21 protein-coding genes are annotated in these 25,670 nt (G+C 42.6%); 2 read left to right on the top strand and 19 right to left on the bottom strand.

Annotated elements, in window-relative coordinates:
• Window positions 1-44 precede the first annotated feature (44 nt).
• From A0O21_RS10445 to A0O21_RS10400, 10 genes are all read right to left on the bottom strand, one after another.
• A complete protein-coding gene (locus A0O21_RS10445; RefSeq protein WP_067064944.1) occupies window positions 45-1,361 on the bottom strand; it encodes an ABC transporter substrate-binding protein in 1,317 nt (438 codons plus the stop codon).
• The gene (locus A0O21_RS10440) at window positions 1,354-2,031 is read right to left on the bottom strand and encodes a response regulator transcription factor (protein ID WP_067064942.1); all 678 of its coding nucleotides are present in this window, start codon (window positions 2,029-2,031) and stop codon (window positions 1,354-1,356) included. The genes A0O21_RS10445 and A0O21_RS10440 overlap by 8 nt, the downstream gene beginning before the upstream one ends.
• The gene (locus tag A0O21_RS10435; RefSeq protein WP_067064940.1) at window positions 2,024-3,343 is read right to left on the bottom strand and encodes a sensor histidine kinase; all 1,320 of its coding nucleotides are present in this window, start codon (window positions 3,341-3,343) and stop codon (window positions 2,024-2,026) included. Before A0O21_RS10435 ends, A0O21_RS10440 begins: the two co-directional genes overlap by 8 nt.
• Window positions 3,343-4,314, bottom strand: a complete 972-nt coding sequence (locus A0O21_RS10430; RefSeq protein ID WP_067064938.1) for a substrate-binding domain-containing protein — start codon at window positions 4,312-4,314, stop codon at window positions 3,343-3,345. Before A0O21_RS10430 ends, A0O21_RS10435 begins: the two co-directional genes overlap by 1 nt.
• A gap of 813 nt (window positions 4,315-5,127) precedes the next feature.
• Complete coding sequence (locus A0O21_RS10425) at window positions 5,128-5,523, bottom strand: single-stranded DNA-binding protein (protein ID WP_067064935.1); 396 nt, start codon at window positions 5,521-5,523, stop codon at window positions 5,128-5,130.
• Between the two features lie 172 nt (window positions 5,524-5,695).
• Window positions 5,696-6,433: a DeoR/GlpR family DNA-binding transcription regulator gene (locus A0O21_RS10420; RefSeq protein WP_067064933.1), complete on the bottom strand. Its 738-nt coding sequence runs from the start codon at window positions 6,431-6,433 to the stop codon at window positions 5,696-5,698.
• 57 nt (window positions 6,434-6,490) lie between these two features.
• Window positions 6,491-7,861 (bottom strand): PTS transporter subunit EIIC, encoded by a 1,371-nt coding sequence (locus A0O21_RS10415; protein WP_067064930.1) that lies wholly within the window; start codon window positions 7,859-7,861, stop codon window positions 6,491-6,493.
• An 18-nt stretch (window positions 7,862-7,879) separates the two neighbouring features.
• Window positions 7,880-8,821, bottom strand: coding sequence for a sugar phosphate isomerase/epimerase family protein (locus A0O21_RS10410; protein WP_067064928.1), 942 nt, complete (start codon window positions 8,819-8,821; stop codon window positions 7,880-7,882).
• Between the two features lie 181 nt (window positions 8,822-9,002).
• Window positions 9,003-9,629 (bottom strand): YtpR family tRNA-binding protein, encoded by a 627-nt coding sequence (gene ytpR, locus A0O21_RS10405; RefSeq protein WP_067064926.1) that lies wholly within the window; start codon window positions 9,627-9,629, stop codon window positions 9,003-9,005.
• 51 nt (window positions 9,630-9,680) lie between these two features.
• On the bottom strand, window positions 9,681-9,971 hold the full coding sequence (locus A0O21_RS10400) for a DUF4651 domain-containing protein (RefSeq protein ID WP_067065307.1): 291 nt from the start codon (window positions 9,969-9,971) through the stop codon (window positions 9,681-9,683).
• A gap of 58 nt (window positions 9,972-10,029) precedes the next feature.
• Here A0O21_RS10400 and pepA point away from each other — a divergent pair, with 58 nt between their 5' ends.
• Together pepA and proC are read left to right on the top strand one after the other, a co-directional pair.
• Window positions 10,030-11,094, top strand: coding sequence for a glutamyl aminopeptidase (pepA, locus tag A0O21_RS10395; RefSeq protein WP_067064923.1), 1,065 nt, complete (start codon window positions 10,030-10,032; stop codon window positions 11,092-11,094).
• Window positions 11,095-11,356: 262 nt separating this feature from the next.
• On the top strand, window positions 11,357-12,127 hold the full coding sequence (proC, locus tag A0O21_RS10390) for a pyrroline-5-carboxylate reductase (RefSeq protein WP_067064920.1): 771 nt from the start codon (window positions 11,357-11,359) through the stop codon (window positions 12,125-12,127).
• A 174-nt stretch (window positions 12,128-12,301) separates the two neighbouring features.
• Here proC and A0O21_RS10385 read toward each other — a convergent pair whose 3' ends face one another.
• The 9 genes from A0O21_RS10385 to rpoB form a co-directional block, all read right to left on the bottom strand.
• Complete coding sequence (locus tag A0O21_RS10385) at window positions 12,302-13,495, bottom strand: acetate kinase (protein WP_067064918.1); 1,194 nt, start codon at window positions 13,493-13,495, stop codon at window positions 12,302-12,304.
• Window positions 13,496-13,546: 51 nt separating this feature from the next.
• Complete coding sequence (locus A0O21_RS10380; RefSeq protein WP_067064916.1) at window positions 13,547-14,503, bottom strand: class I SAM-dependent methyltransferase; 957 nt, start codon at window positions 14,501-14,503, stop codon at window positions 13,547-13,549.
• 218 nt (window positions 14,504-14,721) lie between these two features.
• A complete protein-coding gene (comGG, locus tag A0O21_RS10375) occupies window positions 14,722-15,048 on the bottom strand; it encodes a competence type IV pilus minor pilin ComGG (RefSeq protein ID WP_227806873.1) in 327 nt (108 codons plus the stop codon).
• Window positions 15,049-15,076: 28 nt separating this feature from the next.
• Window positions 15,077-15,511: a competence type IV pilus minor pilin ComGF gene (comGF, locus tag A0O21_RS10370; protein ID WP_067065306.1), complete on the bottom strand. Its 435-nt coding sequence runs from the start codon at window positions 15,509-15,511 to the stop codon at window positions 15,077-15,079.
• Between the two features lie 21 nt (window positions 15,512-15,532).
• On the bottom strand, window positions 15,533-16,618 hold the full coding sequence (comGB, locus tag A0O21_RS10365) for a competence type IV pilus assembly protein ComGB (protein ID WP_418346445.1): 1,086 nt from the start codon (window positions 16,616-16,618) through the stop codon (window positions 15,533-15,535).
• Entirely contained in the window at window positions 16,500-17,441 is a 942-nt protein-coding gene (comGA, locus tag A0O21_RS10360; RefSeq protein ID WP_067064906.1) for a competence type IV pilus ATPase ComGA, read from the bottom strand. The genes comGB and comGA overlap by 119 nt, the downstream gene beginning before the upstream one ends.
• A gap of 82 nt (window positions 17,442-17,523) precedes the next feature.
• Window positions 17,524-17,871: a DUF1033 family protein gene (locus A0O21_RS10355; protein ID WP_067064904.1), complete on the bottom strand. Its 348-nt coding sequence runs from the start codon at window positions 17,869-17,871 to the stop codon at window positions 17,524-17,526.
• Window positions 17,872-18,113: 242 nt separating this feature from the next.
• Complete coding sequence (rpoC, locus tag A0O21_RS10350; protein WP_067064901.1) at window positions 18,114-21,758, bottom strand: DNA-directed RNA polymerase subunit beta'; 3,645 nt, start codon at window positions 21,756-21,758, stop codon at window positions 18,114-18,116.
• 92 nt (window positions 21,759-21,850) lie between these two features.
• Window positions 21,851-25,411: a DNA-directed RNA polymerase subunit beta gene (gene rpoB / locus A0O21_RS10345; RefSeq protein ID WP_067064899.1), complete on the bottom strand. Its 3,561-nt coding sequence runs from the start codon at window positions 25,409-25,411 to the stop codon at window positions 21,851-21,853.
• Window positions 25,412-25,670 lie beyond the last annotated feature (259 nt).

Here is a 25,670-nt window from a genome sequence, read left to right as displayed (position 1 = left end):
CTTAGAGCAGGCTTTGTGTCTATTGATTAATTGGCTGTCCTGCTTCAATCATCCAGTTCTTCCTCAACAGATCTCTGGATTGACCAGAGCTCGCTGTCTATAGTCTTGTCAGCAAGCGCCTGCTCAATAAGATAGTCCAATTTCACCAAGACATCGTCATAGTGTTTAAATCTGGAGGTGACCTTAGCTCCTGTCATCATTTGGTTAAGGGTTGCAACACTTAAAGAGTTTGCCCCAAAATCATCCGAATTCAGTGCCGCCTGCGTTTTTGAGCTGGTCATAACCGGCTGCAAAACAGACATTCCTTGCGATTTATTCACTAATTCCTGCTGAATTTCCGGACGGCTGGAAAGAATTTTCAAGAAATCCCATACCAAATCGGAATGCCGTGTCTTAGCTGACATAGCAAAAAGCGAAGTCTGAAGCTGGGTGGCATTGCCATTTTCCCCTTCTGTCGGCATCTGTATGCAGGTCCAAGAAAAACTGGAGTATTTTGCTACATGATAGGGGTAAGGCTTATAAGTACGGTACTGCGCTAATGTCATTGGGTAAAAGGCAACTTTTCCTTGGTCAAAATCCTCGGAAGAGACTTTAATATTATTATTTAAGGCCTCCAATTTGGAAATAAAAGACAGCGCCTGCCGCATATTACCGTTGGCGATGGTTAATTGATTACTGTCTTGGTCGTAAATCTCACCGCCATAGGCAAGCAAGGCTTCCTGCCAAGTATAATCTGTGCTGCCATATTGATCAATAAGGCCATCACCGTCAGTATCTTTGGTGACAGCCCGGCATATCTGATAAAAGTCTGCCAAGGTCCAGTCCTTATCAGGAAGAGACAGACCCTCTTTTTCAAGCAAATCCTTATTGACACACATCATAACCGGGTTAGTCTCAAAAGGCAAAGCATAATACCGACCGTTATACTGTCCGGCTTTTAGAGCTGAACTGTAATAGTCTGCCGTATTTAAATCACTCTGAATCAATGAAGACAAATCTTTTAAAGCTCCAACAGAAGATAGCAAACTAAAATCATCTTCCGGCACCATAAAAAGATCAGGCTGCTTTCCTTGTAACATACTGTCTGACAGCCAAGAAGAATAATCATCCTTAGGGATGCCGCTCTCATAGACCACTTTGACATTAGGGTGCTCTGCTTCAAAAGCAGCAACTGCTGAATCAATAACCCGGTTATCCTTATTATTAGGGACATCCCAACTGCTGCCGGAATAGACACCTAAACGAATGACAATTGTCCTGTTCTGCCAAAAATATAGAGCAGCCAGAAGGACAAGTACAGCAAGCAGCAGCAAAGAAAGCCAAAATTTTCGCTGGGGAAGTTGTTTTATGATATTAGTCATTTTGATCAAAATCCTTCATAGTGACACCGGTCTGTACAGACCAAAGCGCTAATTGTGTACGGTCACGCAGGTTTAGTTTAGATAAAATGATTGATAGATAGTTGCGAACCGTCCCTTCCGATAAAAAAAGTTTTGTGGCGATTTCTTTATTTGTCAGCCCAAAGCCTATCTGCTGAATAATCCGCCACTCAGTCCGGCTCATGTCTTTCACATGTTTTTCCTCAACAGTGATATCGATATTAGAATGCGCCATTTGTGAAAAAAGCTTAAAGACCTTAGTGGCAATATCAGGGTTAATCATCGCACCGCCATTATAAACCGTTTGAATCGCCTGATGAAGTTCTTCTGTCGAAACCCCTTTCAGGATGTAGCCGGAAGCTCCGTATTTTAAGGCACTGAAGATAAACTCATCATCATCAAAAGTTGTCAAAACAATAATTTTAATGTCCGGGTAGGTCTCCTTGACCAGTTTTGTACAAAGAACGCCATCCATTTTAGGCATTCTGATATCCATTAGAATAACATCAGGTTTATTATGATGAATCGCCTCCAAAACATCTTCTCCGTCATTCACAGCTGCAAGAACTTCAATGTCTGTAAAAGCTGATAAAATGATTTTAAGTGATTCACGAATCAGCTCCTGATCATCAACAACCATTACTTTAATCATCTATTTCTCCATTTCTTTTAGGAATTTCTATCCAAGTGAAAAAGCCATTCCTATTTTCAAATCGGACACTGCCGCCGACAACAGCTAAGCGTTCCTGCATCTGCTTCAGTCCATAGCCGTAGCTTAATTCAGTAAAACCGATGCCGTTGTCCTGAACACTGATAATATATTTTTCCTGATTAAGCAGGTGAATCACAACTTTACTGGCATGGCCGTGCCGCAAGGAATTGGTAATAGATTCCTGAATAACACGAAAAACCACATTTTCCTTCATACTGTCTAAATCAACCTTATCCCAGCGATAATACAGCTCAATCTGCAGGTGAGAAATGGCTTCGTATTCTTTTATCATTTGCAGCAGGGCTTCTTTTAAACTGCCGTTTTCTAGAGCTCCCGGACGCAGTTTGCTAAGCGAGCCTCTGACATCTCGGATTCCATCACGCACGACCAGAGACATATTTTGCAGCTGCTCTTTAGCTCTGGACGGATCTAAATCAACTAAGACTTTGACAGCATCAATTCCAGCTGAAATCCCGGTTAAAGCATGCCCCAGAGTATCATGTATCTCTCTGGCAATACGCTTACGTTCACGATCTTCAACAATTTTCTCTGTCAATGCCACATAGCTGTTTAATTCCGTATTAACTTTAGAAACCATTTTCAGTTCTTCTTCCACATTATGCCTTTGCGTCACAGCGTACATAATATATGATAAAAGAGAGGTGATAAAGACCACCATATTGAGGGAAACTAAGAAGTTTTTAAAAAACAAAATAGCCATCCGGGTCGATCGAGGATAAAAACTGATAAAAGTCTCTAAAGAAGGCAGCCGAACAAAAAGCGATAATATGTCATAATTGGACAGCAATAGTGCAGCAAAACTGAAGAATATAAAAGCCAGCCAAGACTTCCCACCTTTAGAAGAACCAAATTCTTTAGAACTGTAAAAAATATCCGTAAATACTAGTAAAATCAGGCCGTTGTAGGAGGACTGCAAGGCTATAAAAACAGCCAGCATGAGGATAATTTCCAGAACAGACAGCCCATCATAAATTGACAGCCGATACTTTTCCTGCCGGTCTCGATAAGCCATAACCAGCAAAAGAGCTGCATAAAGGAGAATCGTTGTAAAAAAAACACTGACCGGTGCATTAGGGATACGGTCTATTTTCCCCAGCAAGTCATGCGACAGTCCCTTTGCAACAATGTAGTTTGTCGTAAAAAGGTAAAGAGAAGCATTATAGACAATGGCAATCAAGTTGATTAAAATTAGGGCAAGTTTACTGTATCTGATAATCTTGATATTATTCATCACTGCCACCCCGTAATGTCATACTGCCCAATTGTTTCCTTACTAATCAGCTCGACGGGTATCGTATATTTTTGCTTGACAGCTTTATTGGCAGCTAAAAGGTAGATAACCTCAGCTGTTTTCTCCCCCATTTCTATTGGAGACTGGGCGACAGTAGCCTGAACATCATCCGTCCCAGCCAATAAATTTTTCATATCCGGAGAACCGTCAATGCCGTAAATATAGACCTTTTCCGATAATTTTGTCTCTTTTACAGCTGCAAGCGCTCCTAAAGCACTGCGGTCATTAAGGGCCATAACCACATTGAACGATATCCCCTGCTCAATAACTTCTCTAACCTCAGGCAACCCTACTTCTGTCTGACCGAGCGTATCCTTACGGGCAACAACACGGTAATTAGCCCGTCCATCAATTGTATCCAGAAAGCCTTTAATCCTTTCAGTAGCAGAAACAGTGTTCGAATGCTCTAAAAGTAAAATATCAGCCTGCTTAAGAACAGCCATCATATTCTGTGCATTCAGCACGCCTGCTTGATAGTTATCCGAAACAATTGTCGAGTCCGCTTTAATTCCCTGTAACTGTGTATCAACAGCCACAATCTTAATTCCCTTCTTCTGAGCCTTTTTCAGTGTACCAATCACTGGCTTGCTGTCACTTTTAACCGGATTAATGACTATAACATCTACTTTTTGCTCAATAAAGTAAGCAATCTGCTCACTCTGCTTGCCTTCATCAAGTTCTGGATCTCTGACATACAAAATATCATCATGTTCACTGACACTTTTTTTAATTTCAGCATTTAAGATTTTATAAAAATCATTATTCATGGTCATATAAGTCACACCAATCTTCTTTTGACCAGCAACCGCAGGCGAAGCCGTCCCCCGTATATAGATAAGTCCAATCATCAAAACAGACATTATCCCGACAAGCAAAACGAAAGCTTTTTTATAATCTAAATGCAGCCTCATTCCACACCCCCATAAGATACAAAACCCATTAGAACGAAAAAAGAAAATGACGGTAAGCCAGAAATCTATGATTTCGTCTGCGCACCTCTGCCAAGACGACTAGAAGGGTGCGGTCGTCTGTCAAGACGATAAAGCCTTCAGACGACTACGGCTGACGGTAAGCCAGAAATCTATGATTTCGTCTGCGCACCTCTGCCAAGACGACTAGAAGGGTGCGGCAGGCTGTTAAGTTCAGACGGTTAGAGAACAGGACAGAACACCGTAATAGTTTCACTCTTGCTCCGGCACTGTTCATTACTCATTTATAAATGAAAATACCGATAAATCTCCCAGCGGCTTCGCTCTTTGTCGTACAATAGAAGAACTTTGCCTCCAGCAAGCGAAAATTTCAGATAATCGCCCCATCTGCTCCAGCTTTTCGTCTTTTTCGGCATTCAGAATCTGTCTCCGCTTGTGAACAATGTATCTTTATTATAACATGTTTTGTTTTTCTTTAAGTGATTCTAAATCCTCTCTTTATTATGCACATGGAGACTCTCCATTCACCTGCCGCCTTTACTATGTGCTGTTTCAAAACCGTTTCCTTTTAGTATAGCAAAATTCTGCCGTTTCCCCAAGAGGGATTTGTTTTTAAACAATAAAAGTTTTGCTTTCTCATTAAAAAAACAGGAACAGCAGAAAATCATAGTTTCAGAGAAACTGATTTTACTGTTCCTGTTTTATATTCAGCATATAATGCCAGACAGATCTTATTAAATTGTGGCAGGCGGACGGTCAGAAACCATTTCCTCTTTCTTTGTCCTTACTGATGAGTTAAAAAGGGAGCTCCTCCTCTGCTAAAACCAAGTCTGTCAAGTCATTTGCACTGTTGTTCTCCCTTACCGCCCGCTGTGCTCGGCTTTCTAAAAGCTGAAATGAGTGACAGAGCACCTCAGTTACATAGTTGGTACGGTCATCTTTTTCGTATTTGCGTGTTCTCAGTTCGCCATCCAGCGATATAAGACTGCCTTTACCAGCATAAGAAACCAAAGTTTCGGCCAGCCGGCCCCAAACAACAGTACTGATAAAATCAGCCTCTCGTTCACCATTTTGCTTCTTGAAACGACGGTTCACGGCCAGAGTCACATGTGTGACAGATTTGTTGGTAGCTGTCTTAACCAGCTCAGGGGCTGCTGTCAGACGGCCGATGATAATGACTTTATTATACATATTTTTCCCTCCTGATTTATTATTCGTAAAAAGGGAAGAAACTATGCCTAAGCAAGATAAAAATTGCAGCAGCTAGCTGCATAGAAAATATTGAAAAGATTCATTAATAAAAACAGCAAGGAGATGGACTTCTGTCCACCCCCTTGCTGTTTTAAGATAAGCTGCACTTCAGTTAATCAGCAATCAAGGGCACCAATTTGCTGATCCTCTCATCAAAACGGTCAGAAATAACCGTGACATCTTGCAAATCAAAGGCCTTAACATTAGAAAGATTGTGAAATTTTGAACTGTCACACATAAGAAAGACATTGTCAGAATGCTCTTTTACCAATTTTTTCTTCGCTGCTTCGGCAATCGTTGGTGTCGTAACTCCAAATTTCTCATCAATGCCATTCACCCCTAGAAAAGATTTGCTGAAATAAATATCTTGCAAATTAACTTCCGTTAAAGCTCCGCTGACCGATGAATTAATCGGATTAAACTGTCCGCCCAGCATAATAATTTCTGCTAAAATTTCGCCCTTTATCGAAAAAATATCTGTATTAGTGGTATAAATAGTAATCCGTTTGGTCAGAATTTTTTCAAACAGCAACGAACAGCTCGAACCGGAATCCAGATAAATCACATCGCCGTCCTGGATCTGTTTGGCTGCCAAAACTGCAATTTGTTCCTTTTCTTCCTGGTTCAGTGTATTTCGCATTGTAATAGGGATTTCCCCAACAGTAGAAACCATTTTGATAGCTCCTCCGGAAAGGTACTCAACCTTATTGTTCTTCTCCAGCTCTTTTAAATCGCGGCGGAGAGTTGAAGCTGAAACCTTTGGAAAAACAGCTTGAATCTCATCAAATTTAACTAACTCGGTATCTTTCAACAAACTCAGTATCTTTTGTTGTCTTTCATATGGAATCATTTATTGCGTTCACCTCGCTAACCATGATACCATATTCAGAAAATTATTTCATATAACTTAAGCCAGCTTATCTTCCTTATCAGTAAAAATAAAACCAAGAACTGCACCGACAAGGACAGAAATCCCCAGGCCGATAACGCCGTTAATAACATTGGCGCTGCTTTCAATGAAGGCTGGGAAAGTTGTTACACTGCCAAAAACAAAGGCGTTAGTAACTACTTTCATAAAACCAAGATAAGCTCCGCCTACTGCACCAGCAATAATTTGTGCTAAAAATAATTTCTTGTTTTTAACCAGCATACCAAACAAAGTTGGCTCGATAATAGCAGACAAGGCAATCGTTACAACACCTGTCATTGCAAAATTTTTCAAGTTTTTATCCTTAGCCTTGAGCCAAACCCCAAAGGCAGTACCGATAACGGCAAAGTTACAGGCAAAAGTGAGCGGGCAGATATAGTCGTAGCCAACCTGTGAAATGTTGTTAATCATAATCGGGTTAACCGCCCAATGGATACCGAAACTGACAAGAACACTCCAGCCGCCGCCGATTAAAACGCCTGTTAAAAGTCCGCTTCTTTCAATCAGATAATTGACTGCACGGGCTATCCATTCCCCGCTGTAAACACCTATCGGCCCAATAATAATAACAGTTAAAGGCACCATAACAGCCAGAGAAACCAGAGGAACTAAGACCAGTTTTAAGGTTTCCGGAATATGCTTATCCAGCCATTTATATAGGTAGGAGTAGGCCCAGATAGCTAGTATAATTGGAACAACTGTTGAATTATAGTTCATCAGAACTACAGGAATTCCAAAGAAATTAGACATAGCCCCGTTTCCGGTATTTCCCATCAAGGAAATAAAATCAGGGTGCAGCAGAGCTGCTCCAATTAAGGCCGAAATATAAGGACTGGCTCCAAAACGTCTGGCAGATGAAAAAGCAAGCAGAACCGGAAGGAAATAAAAGACAGCCATAGAAGCAGCATAGAGAATAGTATAAGTACCGCTCCCTTCAGCAATCAAACCTAGCTGCACAGACAAAATCAGCAGTCCTCTTAAAATTCCTGACCCTGCCAAAGCCGGCAGCAAGGGGGCAAAGATCCCTGAGATAGCGGCAAAAACTTTACTGATAACACTGCCGCCCTGACTGCTGCTTTCATCCAAGTCAGCTTGTCCGCTTCCTTTTACCAATGTTTCAAATTCATCGTAAACATGCGGCACTTCGGTACCAATTAAAATTTGATACTGCCCTGCTTTGTTGATAACATTGACTACCCCGTCAACATTCTGCACAGCATCGTCATCCGCCAGTGAAGCATCTTTTAAATTAAGACGTAGCCGCGTTGCGCAGTGAGACATGTTTACGACATTCTCAGCTCCGCCAATATGGGTTAAAATCCCTTGAGCAGTAGCTTTGTAATCAGCCATAATAATCACCTCAATTCATTAATTATTTTTTCTTCCCTTAAAAAACTCTAACATCAGCTTGCTGGCTGCAACAGCGTCATTTTTATCAATGACAGTTTGAATGTCATCCAAGCCGACTTGATCGATCAAACTGTCCAGATAGTGAATCATCTCGATATTGCGGGCACATTCCTCTTCAGCATCTTCAATAACAGGAAAGGTATCAAAATAAATCACTCCTGAATAGTCATGTTTTTTCAGATAATACAAAAGTTCCAACGTCTTAAAAGGTGTAGCGGTTCCCACCATCAATCCGTCGTCATTAAGGCCGTATCCATCATTTAAATGAATGCCGTAAAGCTCCTTTCGGCTGCCGAAAATATCGGCTGCAAAAGCTGGATTTTCATGCTTCATCAGCATGTGACAGTAGTCCAGAGTTACCCCTATATTAGGACGGTTAATATCATGCAGGAGCATCCCTGTTACACCCATTCCCTCTACAAAGGCATACGCACGCGGCTGAAAAGGTTTATATTCAATACTGATTTGCAAATCCTTGGCATAATCACAGATTTCCTGATAAGCCTGGACCAATTGATCCCAGACCTTGCGGTAATTAATCTGAAAACTATAATCAAAGCCATCATAACCCAGCCAAATTGTAATCACCTTTCCGCCGAGCTTCCGACAATAATCTGCCGCATCTTTACACAGCTGTAAGGCTGCCTGAGCCACTTTAGAGTCCGCATTCCCTAATTCACCGTTGATAAAAGGATCCCGAAAACGTAAGGCTAAGCCATTCACTGTTAAATGATTGGCTGCCAGCATCGCCTTGACCGTTTCCGCCTCATAGCCTTCAACATGTTCCGGGAAATTTAAGTCAACATAATCTAACTGCAGGGCTTTAAAACGCGCCAAGACCTTATTCAGGTCATTAGCATTAGATGGCAAAAAAGAATTAATTCGCGTCGCTAGTTTCATATTTTTTCACCTCTTTTATAATATATCCATATTTTACCACTAAACGGAAGCGATTTCAACATATTTTTTCATATTTTTTTATTTATTTTCATTGTTTATTGTTTTTTGCCAGCAAAGCAAAAAGAAAAAGCCTGTCTCTGAAACTTGAAAATCAAGTTTCAGAGACAGGCTAAGAAGAAAATTAATTATCCCAGTGCTTGGCAGCATCAAACGCATCACCAACTTCGGCATTGCCAGAAATTTCAATAATCCCCCGTTTTTGCGGAGCATTTGGCAAAGCTAACTCCCGAGGTGAACACATCATGCCAAAACTTTTTTGGCCGCGCAGACTGCCTGAAAAAATCAAACTGCCATTAGGTAGCATAGCTCCGGGCAGAGCAACAGCTGTCTTTAAGCCAACCCTGACATTTGGTGCTCCAGCCACGATTTGCACCGAACTCTCTGATCCAATTCTAACCTGACAGATGGTAAGGTGATCGCTTTTTGGATGAGGAACAGCTGCCGTAATTTCACCAACGACAACTTTAGGAGCAGAATCATTGATTAAAGACTCTGTGAACCCTTCATCTGCAAGAACCGTATTGAGAAGTGCCACATCTTTATCTGAGAGCACAACCTGGCCGTTGCCTTTTATAGTAAGCCAGTCAGAAACCGTAAAAATATTCCAAGCAACCGTTTCACCGGTCTCAGCAAGAAAAACACGCGCTACTTGCCCTTTACGTTCAGCAGCAAGTGCAGCTCCTTTGCTGTCTTTAACAATTACCATCAGCACATCGCCGACATACTCTTTATTATATGTAAAAATCATTAACTCATTATCTCCTATTACAAAGCCGGTTAACCCCGCCTGCGGAAAAATCTACTGTTTTTCTTCACGAAACCTAATGCCGCCATCTTTGTAACGAAAATGGTAAATGGTCCCATCAGTCATCACAACACCTCCGCGGACAGTCTCCTTGTCAGACGTTAATTCATTGACATAGAGCACTGCAATTTCACCAAAACGGCCAAAAAATTGCCGCAGTTCTGCCTGTGCCAGTTCATATTTTTTTATCTGTCTGCCGTTTTCCAAGGCAGCCTTAATCAAAAAAGCGCTGCCCAACATTAAAAAACCAGCCCCTGAAATAAGGATGCCTTTTTTATTTTTCATAATCTTTATTTTATCATAAAAGATGCTAAAATAGAAAGTAAAGAATTGAGGTAAGAACATGGCAGATTTGTTTCAAAAAATTAAGGAAGTGACCGAGCTGGATAGCATTGCCGGCTATGAGCAGCCTGTACGCGATTTTCTGCGCACTAAAATGACACCGCTGGCCGATCACATAGAAACAGATGGATTAGGCGGAATTTTCGGAATTAAAAACAGCCGTGCGGAAAACGCTCCGCGTGTTATGGTGGCTGCGCATATGGATGAAGTCGGTTTTATGGTCAGCCATATCCAGACTGACGGAACATTGCGTGCTGTAGCCATCGGCGGCTGGAATCCTTTGGTAGTCAGCTCTCAGCGCTTTACGCTCTACACCCGTTCAGGCCGAAGTATTCCGATTATTTCAGGCTCTCTGCCCCCACATTTTCAACGCAATGGCAGTCATGCAGCTCTACCTAAAATAGAAGATGTAATTTTTGATGCCGGTTTTAATGATAAAAAGGAGGCAGAAAGCTATGGCTTGCTGCCCGGCGATATCATTGTCCCGCAGACAGAGGCTGTTTTGACAGCCAATCAGAAACATGTTATTTCAAAAGCTTGGGATAATCGATTTGGTGTGCTGATGGTCACAGAATTGCTTGAATCGGTTAAAAATAAAGAACTGAACAGCACGCTGATTGCAGGAGCCAACGTACAAGAAGAAGTTGGACTGCGCGGTGCTCATGTTTCGACCAATCTCTTCCAGCCGGAAATTTTTCTAGCTGTCGACTGTTCCCCCGCCGGAGATATCTACGGAGAGCAAGGAGCTATCGGCAAAGGAACTCTTCTGCGCTTTTATGACCCCGGGCATATTATGCTGAAAAATATGCGGGAATTTCTGATTAACACTGCTCAGGAAGCAGGCATCAATTTTCAGTATTATTGTGCCAAAGGAGGAACAGATGCCGGAGCTGCTCATTTAAAGCTGGGAGGAATCCCATCAGCAACAATCGGTGTCTGCGCCCGCTACGTCCATTCCCATCAGAGCCTTTACGCTATGGATGATTTTCTGCAGGCACAAGCTTTCTTGCAGGCTATTATCCAAAAGCTGGACCGTGCAACAGTTGATTCCATTAAAGCATATTAATAAACACAGCCTAAATTAAATACTGCGAAAGTAAAACTAGCGAACTATGTGGGTTTATATTTGTCAACTGCAGACGAAATCAAAGATTTCTGGCTTACCGTCAGCCGTAGACGTCTGAAGGCTTTGCAGTCTTTACAGCCTGCCGCACCTTTCTAGTCGTCTTGACAGAGGGGCGCAGACGAAATCAAAGATTTCTGGCTTACCGTCTTTTTTATACGGGTTTTTAAATAACTTTATATTTTGAGAAAGGAATAGCTAAACTATGAAAATCGGATTTATCGGTGCCGGTAAAATGGCCAGTGCCATTATAAAAGGAGTGAAAGCCAAGTCTTTTACCGTCGTCCTCTCTGAACGGGATAGCAAGGCCAGCCTGACAGTGGCTAACCGACTGGGTGTGGCCGCGGCCCAGTCCCATCAAGAACTGATTGATGAGGTGGATATTATTGTCCTAGGCGTTAAACCGCAGATGGTAGAAACTGTTCTCGCCCATTTAAATATAAACAAGCCTTTGATATCAATGGTTGCCGGTGTCAGCTTAGAACGTTTAAGCCAAGTCACCCAACCCACTCTGCCTTTAATTCGTATCATGCCCAACCTCAATGCCCAAATACTCAAAAGTACAACAGCTATCTGCAGGAATCAGTACGTTTCCGATCAGTTAATGGCTACCGCAAAAACCATTACAGATAGTTTCGGAACTACTTTTGAACTTCCTGAACAAGATTTTGATACCTTTACAGCTTTGGCAGGATCCAGTCCGGCTTATATTTACCTCTTTATAGAAGCTTTAGCCAAAGCTGGCGTCAAACATGGGCTGAATAAAAAACAAGCATTAGAAATTGTGACACAGACGGTTTTGGCCAGCAGTCAAAATTTATTAACCGGAACAGACAGCCCTAATGACTTAATCGATAAAATCTCAAGCCCGGGAGGCACTACAATTGCAGGCCTCCTTGATCTCGAAAAAAGCGGGTTTACCGCCAGTCTTGTTTCAAGTATTGATGCAACCATTGCTAAAGCTAAAGAGCTCTGAAAAATTCAGAGCTCTTTATTTTTCATACAGCATAATAAGCCAGAACTGCCTAAAATTATCATGAAACTCGCAGCGCTAAAGCAGAGGCGATAACAGACTAAAAGAAATGCAGCTATTGGCAGTTCATCATTTTACTCAGGCCTTTGTGGCGCATAATGCCCAATTTCAACATTTTCAGCTTTTTTTCAAACGTTCAACATCACGTGCAATAACCAGCTCCTCATCTGTTGGAACAATAAGCACTTTCACCTTAGCATCATCTTTTGAAATGATTCCTTCTGATCCAGAAGCATTTTTTTCCAAATCAAGCTCAGCGCCAAACCAGCTTATACCGGAAATTACCGCCTCACGGACTTCTGGAGCATTCTCTCCAATACCCGCTGTAAAGACAATGGCATCTACACCATTTAAAACAGCAATATATTGGCCAATATACTTTTTCAGCCGATCAACAAACATATCAAACGCTAAAGCAGCGTCATGGTCCCCAGCTTCCTGTCCGGCAATGATATCACGCATATCACTGGACGTCCCTGACACTCCAAGAAGCCCTGACTCACGATTAAAGACTGTACGAATCTTTTCAGCATTAGCCAATTCTGGTTCGCGGTCAATCAAAAAGGGAATAATAGCAGGATCTAAATCTCCAGAGCGCGTCCCCATCATAACGCCTCCCAGAGGAGTCAAGCCCATGGACGTATCAATCGATTTTCCTCCATCGACCGCTGTAATCGAAACACCATTACCAATATGGCAGGTAACCAGTTTTAAATCCTCAATCGGCTTTCCTAATATCTTGGCTGCTTCTTGAGCAACATACTGATGGCTGGTCCCATGTGCACCATATTTACGTACCTTATACTCTTTATAGTAACGATTAGCTATAGGATAGCGATAAGCTACTTCAGGCATCGTTGTATGAAAGGCAGTATCAAAAACCACAACACTGGTAATATCAGGCAGTATCTCTTTGAAAGCTCGAATACCCGCTGCATTAGCCGGATTATGTAAAGGCGCTAAGAGCCCCAGTTCTTCAACCTGCTCGATAACTTTTTCATCGACCAGAACTGAATCCTGAAAATACTCCCCGCCTGCTACAACACGGTGGCCAACACCTGTAATTTCTTCATAATCAGAAATAATATTCAAACGAATAAGGTCATCCAGCAGGATTTTAACAGCCTGAGTGTGGTCAGCAATATCGACTGTCTCTGTCTCTGTCTGCCCCTTAAATTTAACTGTGGAAACAGAATCTGCAATTCCGATTCTCTCAATCAAGCCTTTAGCAATAACTTCTTCCTCTGGCATACTGTATAATTGCCATTTAAGACTCGAACTTCCCGCATTAATTGCAATCGTTTTTGACATAGTTCACCTCTAAAGCGTTTTCATAATCTATTTTTATTCTATCATAAAATTTCATAAATGCATATTATCAATTTTCCATTTTTGAAAATTCTCAATAAAGTCATCAAGAACAGCTCCATCCTGCAGACTTGAGAAGGGGTAAAGAAAAGTTTCCACTTTACAGTCAGCTTGCTTTCGCAAAACAAAAATAGACTTGGCATAAGCGGGTTTCCCAAAAATAGACTCCGGTAACGTAAGGACAGCGATGATATCAGCATAATCTTTCAGCCAGTTCTTAAGCAAATCGCTCTGACTGCTGGTAAGCAGATCGTTCGGTGCTAAAAAAAGAGCAAAACCTCCTTTTTTCAGATATTTCAAAGACTGCTCCATCAACAAATGGTGTGCATAAGTATGCTCTTTATGACTGGCAACTTGATAGCGCTTAGCAATCTCATCGTTAGGGTAAAAACCGACAGGCAGATCGCTGATAATAATATCACTTGCTCTCAAAATCTGCGGGCGAACCGCATCTTCTTGCAAGAATCGAGCAGACAGGTTCATAACTTCAGCAGTGCTGGCCGACAAATCAATTAGTAGGTCATCAACCTCTATCCCCAGATAGTCCAACTGTTTTTGACTATTATTCAGCAAAGTGGCTGCCAGATTGCCTGTCCCGCTGCCAATTTCCAGAATATCCAGTTTATCTGCTTCGGCCAGATGCTCAATCAAAAACAAAAAGATAAAACCGATTGTATCAGGTGTCAGCTGATGATTAGCCTGAAGCTGTTCAGTTTGAGCTGCTTTGATAAAGATAAACTGAAAAACACGGCGCCACTCTTCTTGTGTTAATCTCAGCTCGTGTAATTTTCCATTATTTAAATTGACCTGCTGATTCTCACTATCGTCACCTAGATAAAAGGCATTTTGTTCAATTAAGGCATCATAGAGATTTGTTTTTATGTGATTTTCGATAATTTGAATATTTTCTAAAACCAACTCATAGGCACTTTCAATTTTTTCAAAGTTCATGTTTTCCTCCGCCTTTATCATATCAAAAAACATGACAGATGAAAAGGTCACCATTAGCTTTGGACATTGGCATGAAGAACATAATTTTATTGAATCTCAGAATTTAGAAATTAGCTACAGACAGACACGAGTACCGATGTAGCACTTTCTGAAGGCAGGGACTAAAATAACAACCGCTGATATAGAGCCAAGCTAGATTAGCTTATTTCCTTTTCTCTCTAATCCGAGACTGGCTGTTCTGTGTCTTCTGTCACAGATTGCTCAGCTTCTTGTTTGTCTTTGTTCTGTTTTTCATAATGGAAAAGATATGAAAACTCTTTTCCATTATCCATCTGAACTTGAATATTTAGTTTGTCAGCTTCCTGTTTATAGCTTGACCGCCCCTGTGTAAAAATCACTGTCCCTGAAGATGAGTCAGCCAAATCCCTAGTCACTTCCGCCATTAGAAAAGCTTGACTGGCTGTTATCTGCGCCCGATGCTGACCTTCTGCCGCAACCATCCGATTAAGATAGAACTGCAGTAACAAGGTAAAAACTGCTGACATAAGAAGGGCATATAGTAGAACCCCCGCTTTAACTTTCGTGCGCAAAAGCATAGACAAAGCTCCTTTTTAAACCATTTTTAAAAGTCAAGTTTATTGTAACAATATGGCCATTTTGGCTGATCTGACTGCTTTCTACACCATAAAGCATAGGCTGATAACCGCGTCCGTCCGCATGTGTCTTCCTAAAATCATCAGACTTGGATTTTCCTAAAGCCAGCTTCTGTCCGTCCCGACTTATATACAATTTATTGTGTTCAACTTTATCTAAATGGCTGCCTTCCAATTCTGTATACAATTGCTGCGAGAATAAAAGCCAGTTTTCTTGATAATTATCAGATAAGTAATGAACATTTGCCATCACCGAGGCCGTCAAAGCTTCATAAACAAGAACAGACCCCGATATGACCAAAAGAGCTATTAGACATTCCAGCAGAGTAAAAGCGGCTGCTTTACTCTTTTTGATAGTGGACAGTAGTCTTTTCATTTAAAAATTTCCTCCTATATTTTGATACATTGGCAGCAGCATCGCTGCGTAAATCATCACAATCATCAAGGCAACAGCAATAAAAACAAGAGGCTGAATCAGTTGTGTTGCCTTTATAAGCCGATTGAAGAATGTTTCCCAAGTTTCCTGAGCGTAAATCTCTAATTCTTTGCCTAATTTAGCCTTGATCTCACCGTATTCAATTATCAGGCCCAATTCTTTACAAAAGAAAGGATATTCCAAAACTTTGTTATGAAACTCTTCTCCAGAAAGGAGGCCTTCTCCCATATGGTGGCCTAATTCACGAAACAGTTGTGCTTTTTGTTTTTGCATAATTTGCACAATTTGTGCTAATTCTATCCCCTGACCGATTAGATTCCCCCACTCACGCGCATAATAAGCGGTCAGATACAGACGAAGATAATCCCCCAGCCAAGGTAAACGACTTCCCCAAGAAACAATAGTTATCCGCGGCAACCGTTTAGCAAAGAAATATAAAGCTGAACCAAGCACCAGTAAGATCGACAGCAAGAGCAGCAACAAGGATGGGAAATGCAGAATGACCTGACTGGCAAAATTTACTCCTTCCAATTGAGGCAGCAAATAGTTTTTTAGACTAAACATCAAGATTACTAAAAATGCCAGAAGCAGCAGCGGATAAGTCCCAGTCTCTATCAGCTTTCGTCTAACCAATAGAAGACTCTCTAAATAAGACTCTATTTTATGAAGACTTCTTTTCGTGTTTCCGTGAATCTCTGCCAAAGTAAGCTGGGTGAAAACAGCATCAGAGAATCCTAATACTGCCATCATTTCTGCTAGTCCCTGCCCGTTTAGCAAAACGCTATGCATTTTATCAGTATGCTTATCAGCCAAAAGCTGACTGCGCTTAAGAAAGACAACCATTTCAGTTAGACTAAAACCGCTGTCAAAAAGATTATTAAATAATTGGACAATCTTTCTTTGTTCTTTAAGTTTTAATTTTTTCGTATTTCGCTTCTTCTTCGGTGATATAACCGCCTTCAGCAAGCTCGTCAATCTGCTGATTCCACTTGTCTGGAATATGTTCTTGGAAATTTTTGTCAGCAAAATCAATCATTCCACCCCCTCCGATTAATCGCTGATAAACGATTAGCTGCAAACTGTTATTTAACTCTTCTCGGCTGATTCCCAGTTCCTGCAGGCGGGCATAGACACCGGAAATACTTTTAGCATGAACTGTGGAAAAGACGATAATACCAGTTAGACTGGCCCGTATAACGGCACGAGCCGTTTTCTTATCCCGAATTTCTCCAATAATGAGGATATCCGGACGGTGGCGGAGCGAGAGTTTGATGAGGTTATCATAAGTCATGCCGATGCTTTCATTAAGCTGGAGCTGTAACATTGCTTCTTCTTTGATCTCAACAGGATCTTCAATCGTAATAATCTGCTTATTGAAATATTTTTCAGTTGCTAATTGATACATAAGAGTTGTCTTGCCGGAACCAACCGGCCCTGAAAAAAGATAGAGGCCGCGGCCGCCGATATTTTCCTGCAGATGCTCAACAGTATCAAACCAGTATCTAAGGTGGTAAATCCCCGAATACAGCAGACGGATAACTAAACTTTCACGGCCTCGGTAATCACCAACACTTGATAAACGCAGTGAAACAGTTTGATCTGCCGCAAACGCATAATCACAAGCTCCCAGCTGACTGCGGCGCTTCTCACCGACATTCATTCCGGCAACAAATTTAAAGTGGCTAATAAGACTCGTTATAGGGTAAGATTCAAAACCGTCCATCTGCTGTCTTTCAACACCCACACGCAGGTACAGTCCGTAACTGTTTCCTTTGGGAATCATGTAAATATCTTGAGCATTAGCTGCTACAGCTTCTTTAATGATTATTTTTGCTAAATCCTGAACCATCTTAACCTCCTCATTTTATTTATTCGTAAAAAAAAGAAAAAACCTTACAACAATGTAAAGTTTTTTCTTTTATACAGTAAAATCAGCCAGAGAAAGAGACAAGGCCTTTTTGTTGTTCAAAACAGGCTATATAGTGCTTCTGCGAAACAATTTCCCAATCTTCTAAAAGTAAAAGAGAATGATAGTTCTGAAGATAGTCAGCGCATTCTTCACACCAGTATTGTTCTTTGCTGCTCCAAAAAGCAGCTAATAACGTTTGGCGGCTTTGATAACAGGGCAATTTTTGATAAAGCCTCTGCCACTCCTCTTTAAAACACACTAAAGCTTCGTCAAATTGGATAAAGTCTGCCGATTCTGTAATATTTTTCTGCCAGTCTTCAAAAAACCACCAAGGCTCGAACTCAGCCTGCATTTTAACTACTTGATACATAATACTTACTTCCTCACAGAAGCTATTATACAAAAAAATAGAATTTTTTTGAAAAAATCTGCTCACATGCCATAAACCATTGTCTACTCCTAATACTGACAGGAGGTAAAACAGTATCTCCAGATTACTTAAGATGGCTGAGATTTGCACTGCGCCGGCTAATGAATGCTTGTCAGGTAAACAAAAAGCCCCAAAGTCAGGCTGTTTACTGAACTTTGGGGCTGACTTTTGAAATCATCAGATTATTCTGCTGCCAGAGTTTCTGTTTCAACTATGTCGATAGTTTCTACATCGTCCATAATTTCAATCTCATTAACAGCCTGCGGCTCAATATTCCGATAGCGAGCCATACCTGTTCCGGCAGGAATAATTTTCCCGATAATAACATTTTCTTTAAGACCCAGCAAATGATCCTGCTTCCCGCGAATCGCAGCGTCAGTCAGAACTCGGGTTGTTTCTTGGAAGGAAGCTGCTGATAAGAAGGAATTTGTCTCAAGAGAGGCCTTTGTAATTCCCATCAGGACAGGACGGCTTGTCGCAGGGACACCGCCTGTGATGACAATTTCTCTGTTAGCATCTGTAAAATCAGCAATGTCCATCAAGGTGCCTGGCAGTAGATCAGTATCTCCCGGATCCATGATACGAACCTTGCGGAGCATTTGCCTAACCATCACTTCAATGTGCTTATCCCCAATTTCTACCCCTTGGCTGCGGTAAACTTTTTGTACCTCAGCAAGAAGGTAAGTTTCAACAGATAAGGTATCTCGTACCTCAAGCAAACGCTTAGGCTGAATAGAACCTTCTGTCAGGGCATCTCCGCGATGAACAGTATCTCCGATTTCCACTTTCATTCGGGCAGTAAATGGTACTACGTATTCTCCTGTACCAGTTTCTCCCTGAACAAATACTTTTTTGGTCCGGGTCGCCGCATCTTCTTCAATATCAGCAATTTGACCTTTGACCTCGGTAATCACGGCTTCACCTTTAGGATTACGGGCTTCAAAAATTTCCTGAATCCGTGGCAGACCTTGAGTAATATCAGTATTTGATGCTACACCGCCCGTGTGGAAGGTCCGCATAGTAAGCTGGGTTCCGGGCTCGCCGATAGATTGTGCTGCAACAGTTCCGACAGCTTCACCAACCTCGACAGCATCGCCTGTCGCCAGATTAATACCATAACAATGGCGGCAGACACCATGGCGGGTATTGCAGGTAAAGACCGAACGAATCGTTACCTTTTCAACACCGGCTTTGGCAATCGCGTCAGCCATATCTTCTGTCAGCAGAGTATTAGCAGGAACAATAAGCTCTCCTGTTTTTGGATCTTTGACAGATTTCTTGGTATAGCGTCCAACTAAACGTTCTGCCAATGTTTCTGTTACTTCTTTGCCATCAGTAATAGCTGTAATATCAAGTCCGCGGTCTGTTCCGCAGTCGTCTTCACGGATAATCACATCTTGAGCGACATCAACCAAACGGCGGGTCAAATAGCCGGAGTCCGCGGTCTTAAGGGCTGTATCGGTCATGCCTTTACGGGCACCGTGAGTTGAGAAGAACATTTCCAAAACAGACAAGCCTTCACGGAAGTTTGACAAAATAGGAAGTTCCATAATCCGACCGTTTGGTGCCGCCATAAGTCCGCGCATTCCAGCAAGCTGAGAGAAGTTCGAAATATTCCCGCGGGCTCCGGAGTCCATCATCATAACGATTGGATTCTTAGGATCCTGAGTTTCAATTAGGCGTTTTTCAAGCTCTTCTTTTGCTTCACGCCAAGTTGCAGTTACCGCAATATAGCGATCGTCGTCTGTCATCAGTCCGCGGCGGAAGGCTTTATTAATTTCTTCAACCTTATGGTGAGCAGCTTCTATAATTTCAGCCTTGTTATTAATAACCGGAATATCGGCAATTCCCACTGTCAATCCAGCAAGAGTAGAATGGTAATAACCCAGATTCTTTAAGCGGTCAAGAAAAGCCGATGTCTCTGTTGTCCGGAAGCGTTTAAAGGTCTCCGCAATAATATTTCCCAAGTTTTTCTTCTTAAAGGGCTGATTGAGTTCCAAAGAAGCAAGCACTGTCTGAATATCCTGCCCCGGCTCTAAGAAATATTTATCTGGTGTTTTTTCCGTCAGATTGGCATTGTTGGGTTCCTGAAGGAAAGGAAGATCCTCAGGCATAATATCATTAAAGAGAATTTTACCGACTGTTGTGACCATAATTTTATGCTTTTGATCATCGGTCCAAGGTTTGTTTGGCATACTGTCAACAGCAATCCCCACCCGGCTGTGCAGGTGAACATAGCCATTTCGGTAGGCCATCACCGCTTCATCGCGGTCCTTGAAAATCATGCCTTCACCTTCACGGCCAAAATCTTCCATGGTCAAATAGTAATTCCCCAGCACCATATCCTGAGACGGCGTAACGACAGGCTTGCCGTCTTTAGGGTTGAGGATATGCTCAGCAGCCAGCATTAACAAGCGGGCCTCAGCCTGCGCTTCTTCTGAAAGCGGGACATGGATAGCCATCTGGTCTCCGTCAAAATCGGCATTATAAGCCTCACAAACAAGCGGATGCAGACGCAGAGCTTTACCATCAATAAGGACCGGTTCAAACGCTTGAATTCCCAGTCTGTGTAAAGTTGGTGCCCGGTTCAAGAGGACTGGATGTTCTTTAATGACCTCTTCCAAAATGTCCCAAATGCGTTCATCACCGCGCTCAACCATCCGCTTAGCCGCTTTGACATTTCCGGCATAGTCCCGCGCTACGATTTCGCGCATGACAAAAGGCTTAAAGAGCTCAATAGCCATTTCCCTCGGAACGCCGCACTGATACATTTTCAAGGTCGGTCCGACAGCAATAACCGAACGGCCAGAAAAATCAACACGCTTCCCAAGCAAATTTTGACGGAAACGCCCTTGTTTCCCTTTTAGCATATGGCTGAGTGATTTGAGTGGACGGCTCCCCGGACCAGTAATAGGGCGTCCCCGGCGGCCGTTATCAATAAGCGCATCCACCGCTTCTTGGAGCATCCGTTTTTCATTTTGAACAATAATTCCCGGAGCATTAAGTTCCAACAAACGGGCCAGACGATTATTACGATTGATAACACGCCTGTATAGGTCGTTTAAATCTGAGGCTGCAAAACGGCCTCCGTCCAGCTGTACCATCGGGCGCAAATCCGGCGGAATGACCGGCAGGATATTTAAGACCATCCATTCCGGCTTGTTGCCAGATTTCTGGAAAGCATCCAAAACATCCAGACGGCGGACTGCCTTAACCCGTTTTTGACCGGTTGCTGTTTTGAGTTCTTCTTTAAGCTCTGCAATCTCTGCTTGAATATCAACCCGCTTAAGCAAATCCTGAATCGCTTCAGCTCCCATCTTGGCAATAAAGGAACCCTGACCGTATTCCTGCAGCTTCTCACGGTACTCACGCTCAGTCAAAAGTGATTTTGGCTCCAGCGGAGTGTCCAGCGGATCAATAACAACATAAGCTGCAAAATAGATAACTTCTTCAAGCGCCCGCGGACTCATATCAAGCGTCAGCCCCATACGGCTGGGAATTCCTTTAAAGTACCAGATATGTGAAACCGGTGCTTTTAATTCTATATGTCCCATTCGTTCACGGCGAACCTTAGCCCGTGTAACTTCCACACCGCAGCGGTCGCAGATAATGCCTTTGTATCGAATACGCTTATATTTGCCGCAGGCACACTCCCAGTCCTTAGTAGGACCAAAAATAACCTCATCAAACAGACCTTCACGCTCCGGCTTTAATGTACGGTAGTTGATTGTTTCAGGTTTCTTAACTTCACCATAAGACCAAGAACGGACTTTGTTAGGTGAAGCCAATGTGATTTGCATACTTTTAAATCGATTTACGTCAACCACTAGTTCTACCTTTCTTTGATATAGCTACAAAACTAGTCTAAAAGTTTCAAAAACTCAGCACTAGCATGTGATTTTCTGTCAGATAAACAGAATTATTTTTCTTCATTTGTAAATTCAGCCGCTTCCTGTGCCTGTTTTTGCCGAGCTCTCTCAAGATCATCAACATGCATAACATCATCATCTTCACCATCGTCAAGATCACGAAGCTCTACTTCCTGATTATCTTCATCAAGCACTCGCATATCAAGGCCAAGTGACTGCAGTTCTTTGACCAGTACACGGAAAGATTCCGGTACGCCCGGTTTTGGAATTGGTTTTCCTTTGGTAATCGCTTCATAAGCTTTTAAGCGGCCATTAACATCATCCGACTTGTAAGTCAGAATTTCCTGAAGAACATTTGAAGCCCCGTAAGCTTCCAAAGCCCAGACTTCCATCTCCCCAAAACGCTGACCTCCGAACTGTGCTTTCCCGCCAAGCGGCTGCTGTGTCACCAAAGAGTAAGGCCCGACGGAACGTGCATGCAGCTTATCATCAACCATATGGTGCAGCTTGATCATGTACATCACCCCGACAGAAACCCGATTATCAAAAGGTTCGCCTGTCCGGCCGTCATATAAAACCGTTTTAGCATCAGAGGCCATGCCAGCTTCTTCTACTGTTTCCCACAAATCCTCGGAACTGGCTCCGTCAAAAACAGGAGTTGCAATATGGATACCGAGATTGCGAGCAGCCATCCCCAAATGAAGTTCCATTACCTGTCCAATATTCATCCGCGAAGGAACCCCAAGCGGATTCAGCATGATATCAACCGGTGTGCCATCAGGCAGGTAAGGCATGTCTTCGACCGGTACAATCCGGGAAACTACCCCCTTGTTGCCATGCCGGCCGGCCATCTTGTCTCCCACTTTGATTTTCCGTTTTTGAGCGATATAAACGCGCACCAGCATATTGACACCGGACTGCAGCTCATCACCATTGGCACGGGTAAAAATTTTAACATCACGAACAACACCGTCTCCGCCGTGCGGAACCCGCAGTGAAGTATCACGAACCTCGCGGGATTTATCACCGAAGATAGCATGCAGCAAACGTTCCTCGGCGGAAAGATCTTTCTCACCTTTAGGCGTCACCTTCCCAACAAGGATGTCGCCTTCTTTAACTTCGGCACCAATACGGATAATCCCCATCTCGTCAAGATCTTTAAGCGCATCTTCACCGACATTAGGCACTTCACGTGTAATTTCTTCGGGGCCTAATTTGGTATCCCGTGTTTCAGACTCAAATTCTTCCAAATGAACAGAGGTATAGACATCGTCCTTAACTAAGCGTTCACTCATGATGACAGCATCTTCAAAGTTATAGCCTTCCCAAGTCATATAAGCAACAATTGGGTTTTGTCCAAGAGCCATCTCGCCTTTTTCCATTGATGGGCCGTCAGCAATAAAGTCGCCTTTTTCGACAAGATCACCAACCTTAACCAGTGTCCGCTGGTTGTATGCAGTCCCGGAATTGGAACGGCGGAATTTTGTAATGCGGTAAACATCAAGCGAACCATCTTCACGGCGCACTTCAACTTTTTCAGCATCAGAGAAGGTTACCCGTCCATCATGCTGTGCGATAACTGCAGCACCCGAATCATGAGCAGCCTGATATTCCATTCCTGTGCCGACATAAGGTGCGTGCGGATCAATCAGAGGCACAGCCTGCCGCTGCATGTTAGCCCCCATGAGCGCGCGGTTAGAGTCATCATTTTCTAAGAAAGGAATGCATGCCGTTGCAACTGCGACAACCTGCTTTGGCGACACATCCACATAATCAACAGCACTTGCCGGAAATTCTTGGTTAGTCCCTTGATGACGTCCCATAACAATTTCTTCAGCAAATGTGCTGTCTTCTTTCAGCCTAGAGTTTGCCTGCGCTACTGTATACTCATCCTCTTCATCTGCTGTCAGCCAGACAATCTCATTTGTGACCACACCGCTTTTACGATCAACTTTTCGATAAGGAGTTTGAATGAAGCCATATTTATTTAAATGCCCATATGAAGACAAGTTATTAATCAGACCAATATTTGGTCCCTCAGGCGTCTCAATCGGACACATCCGTCCGTAATGCGTGTAGTGGACATCGCGCACTTCATAACCGGCACGGTCACGTGTTAACCCGCCGGGGCCAAGAGCTGACAGCCGCCGTTTATGCGATAATTCTGACAAAGGATTGTGTTGATCCATAAACTGAGACAGCTGTGAAGAGCCAAAAAACTCTTTAACAGCCGCTGTGACGGGGCGAATATTGATAATTTGCTGAGGAGTCAGCGTTTCGCTTTCTTGGACACTCATCCGTTCACGGACATTGCGCTCCATCCGGGCAAGACCGATACGGAACTGGTTGGCCAGAAGTTCTCCGACCGCCCGAATCCGCCGATTTCCTAAATGGTCAATATCGTCCACTTTTCCCAATCCTTCAGCAAGATTGAGGAAATAGCTCATCTCTGCTATAATATCAGCCGGTGTCAGTGCCCGTACTCTGTCTCCCGGATTAGCATTGCCGACAATCGTGACAATGCGATCTGGGTCGTTAGGAGCAAGAACCTTAAATTTCTGTAAGACCACCGGCTCTGTGAGAACAGCATAGTCATTCGGTGTATAAATAAAGCTGTTTAAACCTTGGTCAATCCGATCAGCGATAGAATCAAGAACATCTCGGTTCATAACAGTTCCGGCAGCTACCAATATTTCGCCAGTTTCACTGTCAACAAGATTTTCAGCGAGCGTTTGATTTAAGAGACGTGTTTTCACATTAAGCTTTTTATTAATTTTATAACGGCCCACTGCTGCCAAATCATAACGGCGCGGGTCAAAGAAGCGTGCAATCAGAAGACTCCGCGAACTTTCAGCCGTTTTAGGCTCACCCGGACGAAGACGCTCATAAATTTCTTTTAAGGCTTCATCTGTCCTTGAATCACTCGGATTTTTATGAAGATCCTTTTCGATTGTATTGCGGACAAGTTCACTGTCCCCAAAGATATCAATAATCTCATCATCTCCTGAGAAGCCTAGTGCACGAACTAAGGTTGTAAAAGGAATTTTCCTCGTCCGGTCAATCCGCGTGTAAGCCACATCTTTAGCATCAGTTTCCAATTCCAGCCAGGCCCCGCGGTTAGGAATGACCGTTGAACCATAGCCGACTTTACCGTTCTTATCAATTTTATCATTGAAATAGACACCGGGCGACCTTACCAGCTGGCTCACAATAATACGTTCACCACCGTTAATAATAAAGGTTCCCATCTCAGTCATAATCGGAAAATCACCGAAGAAAACTTCCTGAGTCTTAATTTCACCGCTCTCCTTGTTAATCAAACGGAAAGTCACAAAAATCGGTGCTGAATAACTAGCATCATGGATTCGTGCTTCTTCAAGCGTATACTTAGGCTCCTTAAACTCATAGCCGACAAATTCAAGCTCCATTGTATCGGTAAAGTTTGAAATAGGGAGCACATCCTCGAACACTTCTTTCAGCCCATTATCCAAAAACTCTTGAAATGAATCCGTTTGAATCTCAATCAGATTAGGTAAATCAAGAACTTCTTTGATTCTTGAAAAGCTGCGACGTGTACGATGTTTCCCGTACTGTACTTCATGTCCTGCCACGTTTTCCGCTCCTTTAAAATAAACTACTGAAACTTATCAGACTGAAATCAGTTTATTCAGCCCAAAAGTTAGCCGACATTATCTACAATCTGCCATTCTGCTCTATCTTTTTGCTTTTTTCAGAATCTTTAAATATTTGTTACAATATTTATTTTTACTAAAAACAGACACAAAAAGAGCAGCTAAATCGACTTTTCAAAGTTTGATTTAACTGCTGTAATCTTCGGTTGGACAATATTTCAACCAAATCAGACGACAA

Source organism: Streptococcus pantholopis, assembly GCF_001642085.1.
GTDB classification, from domain to species: Bacteria; Bacillota; Bacilli; order Lactobacillales; family Streptococcaceae; genus Streptococcus; species Streptococcus pantholopis.
This window is presented reverse-complemented; position numbering and strand designations above follow the sequence as displayed.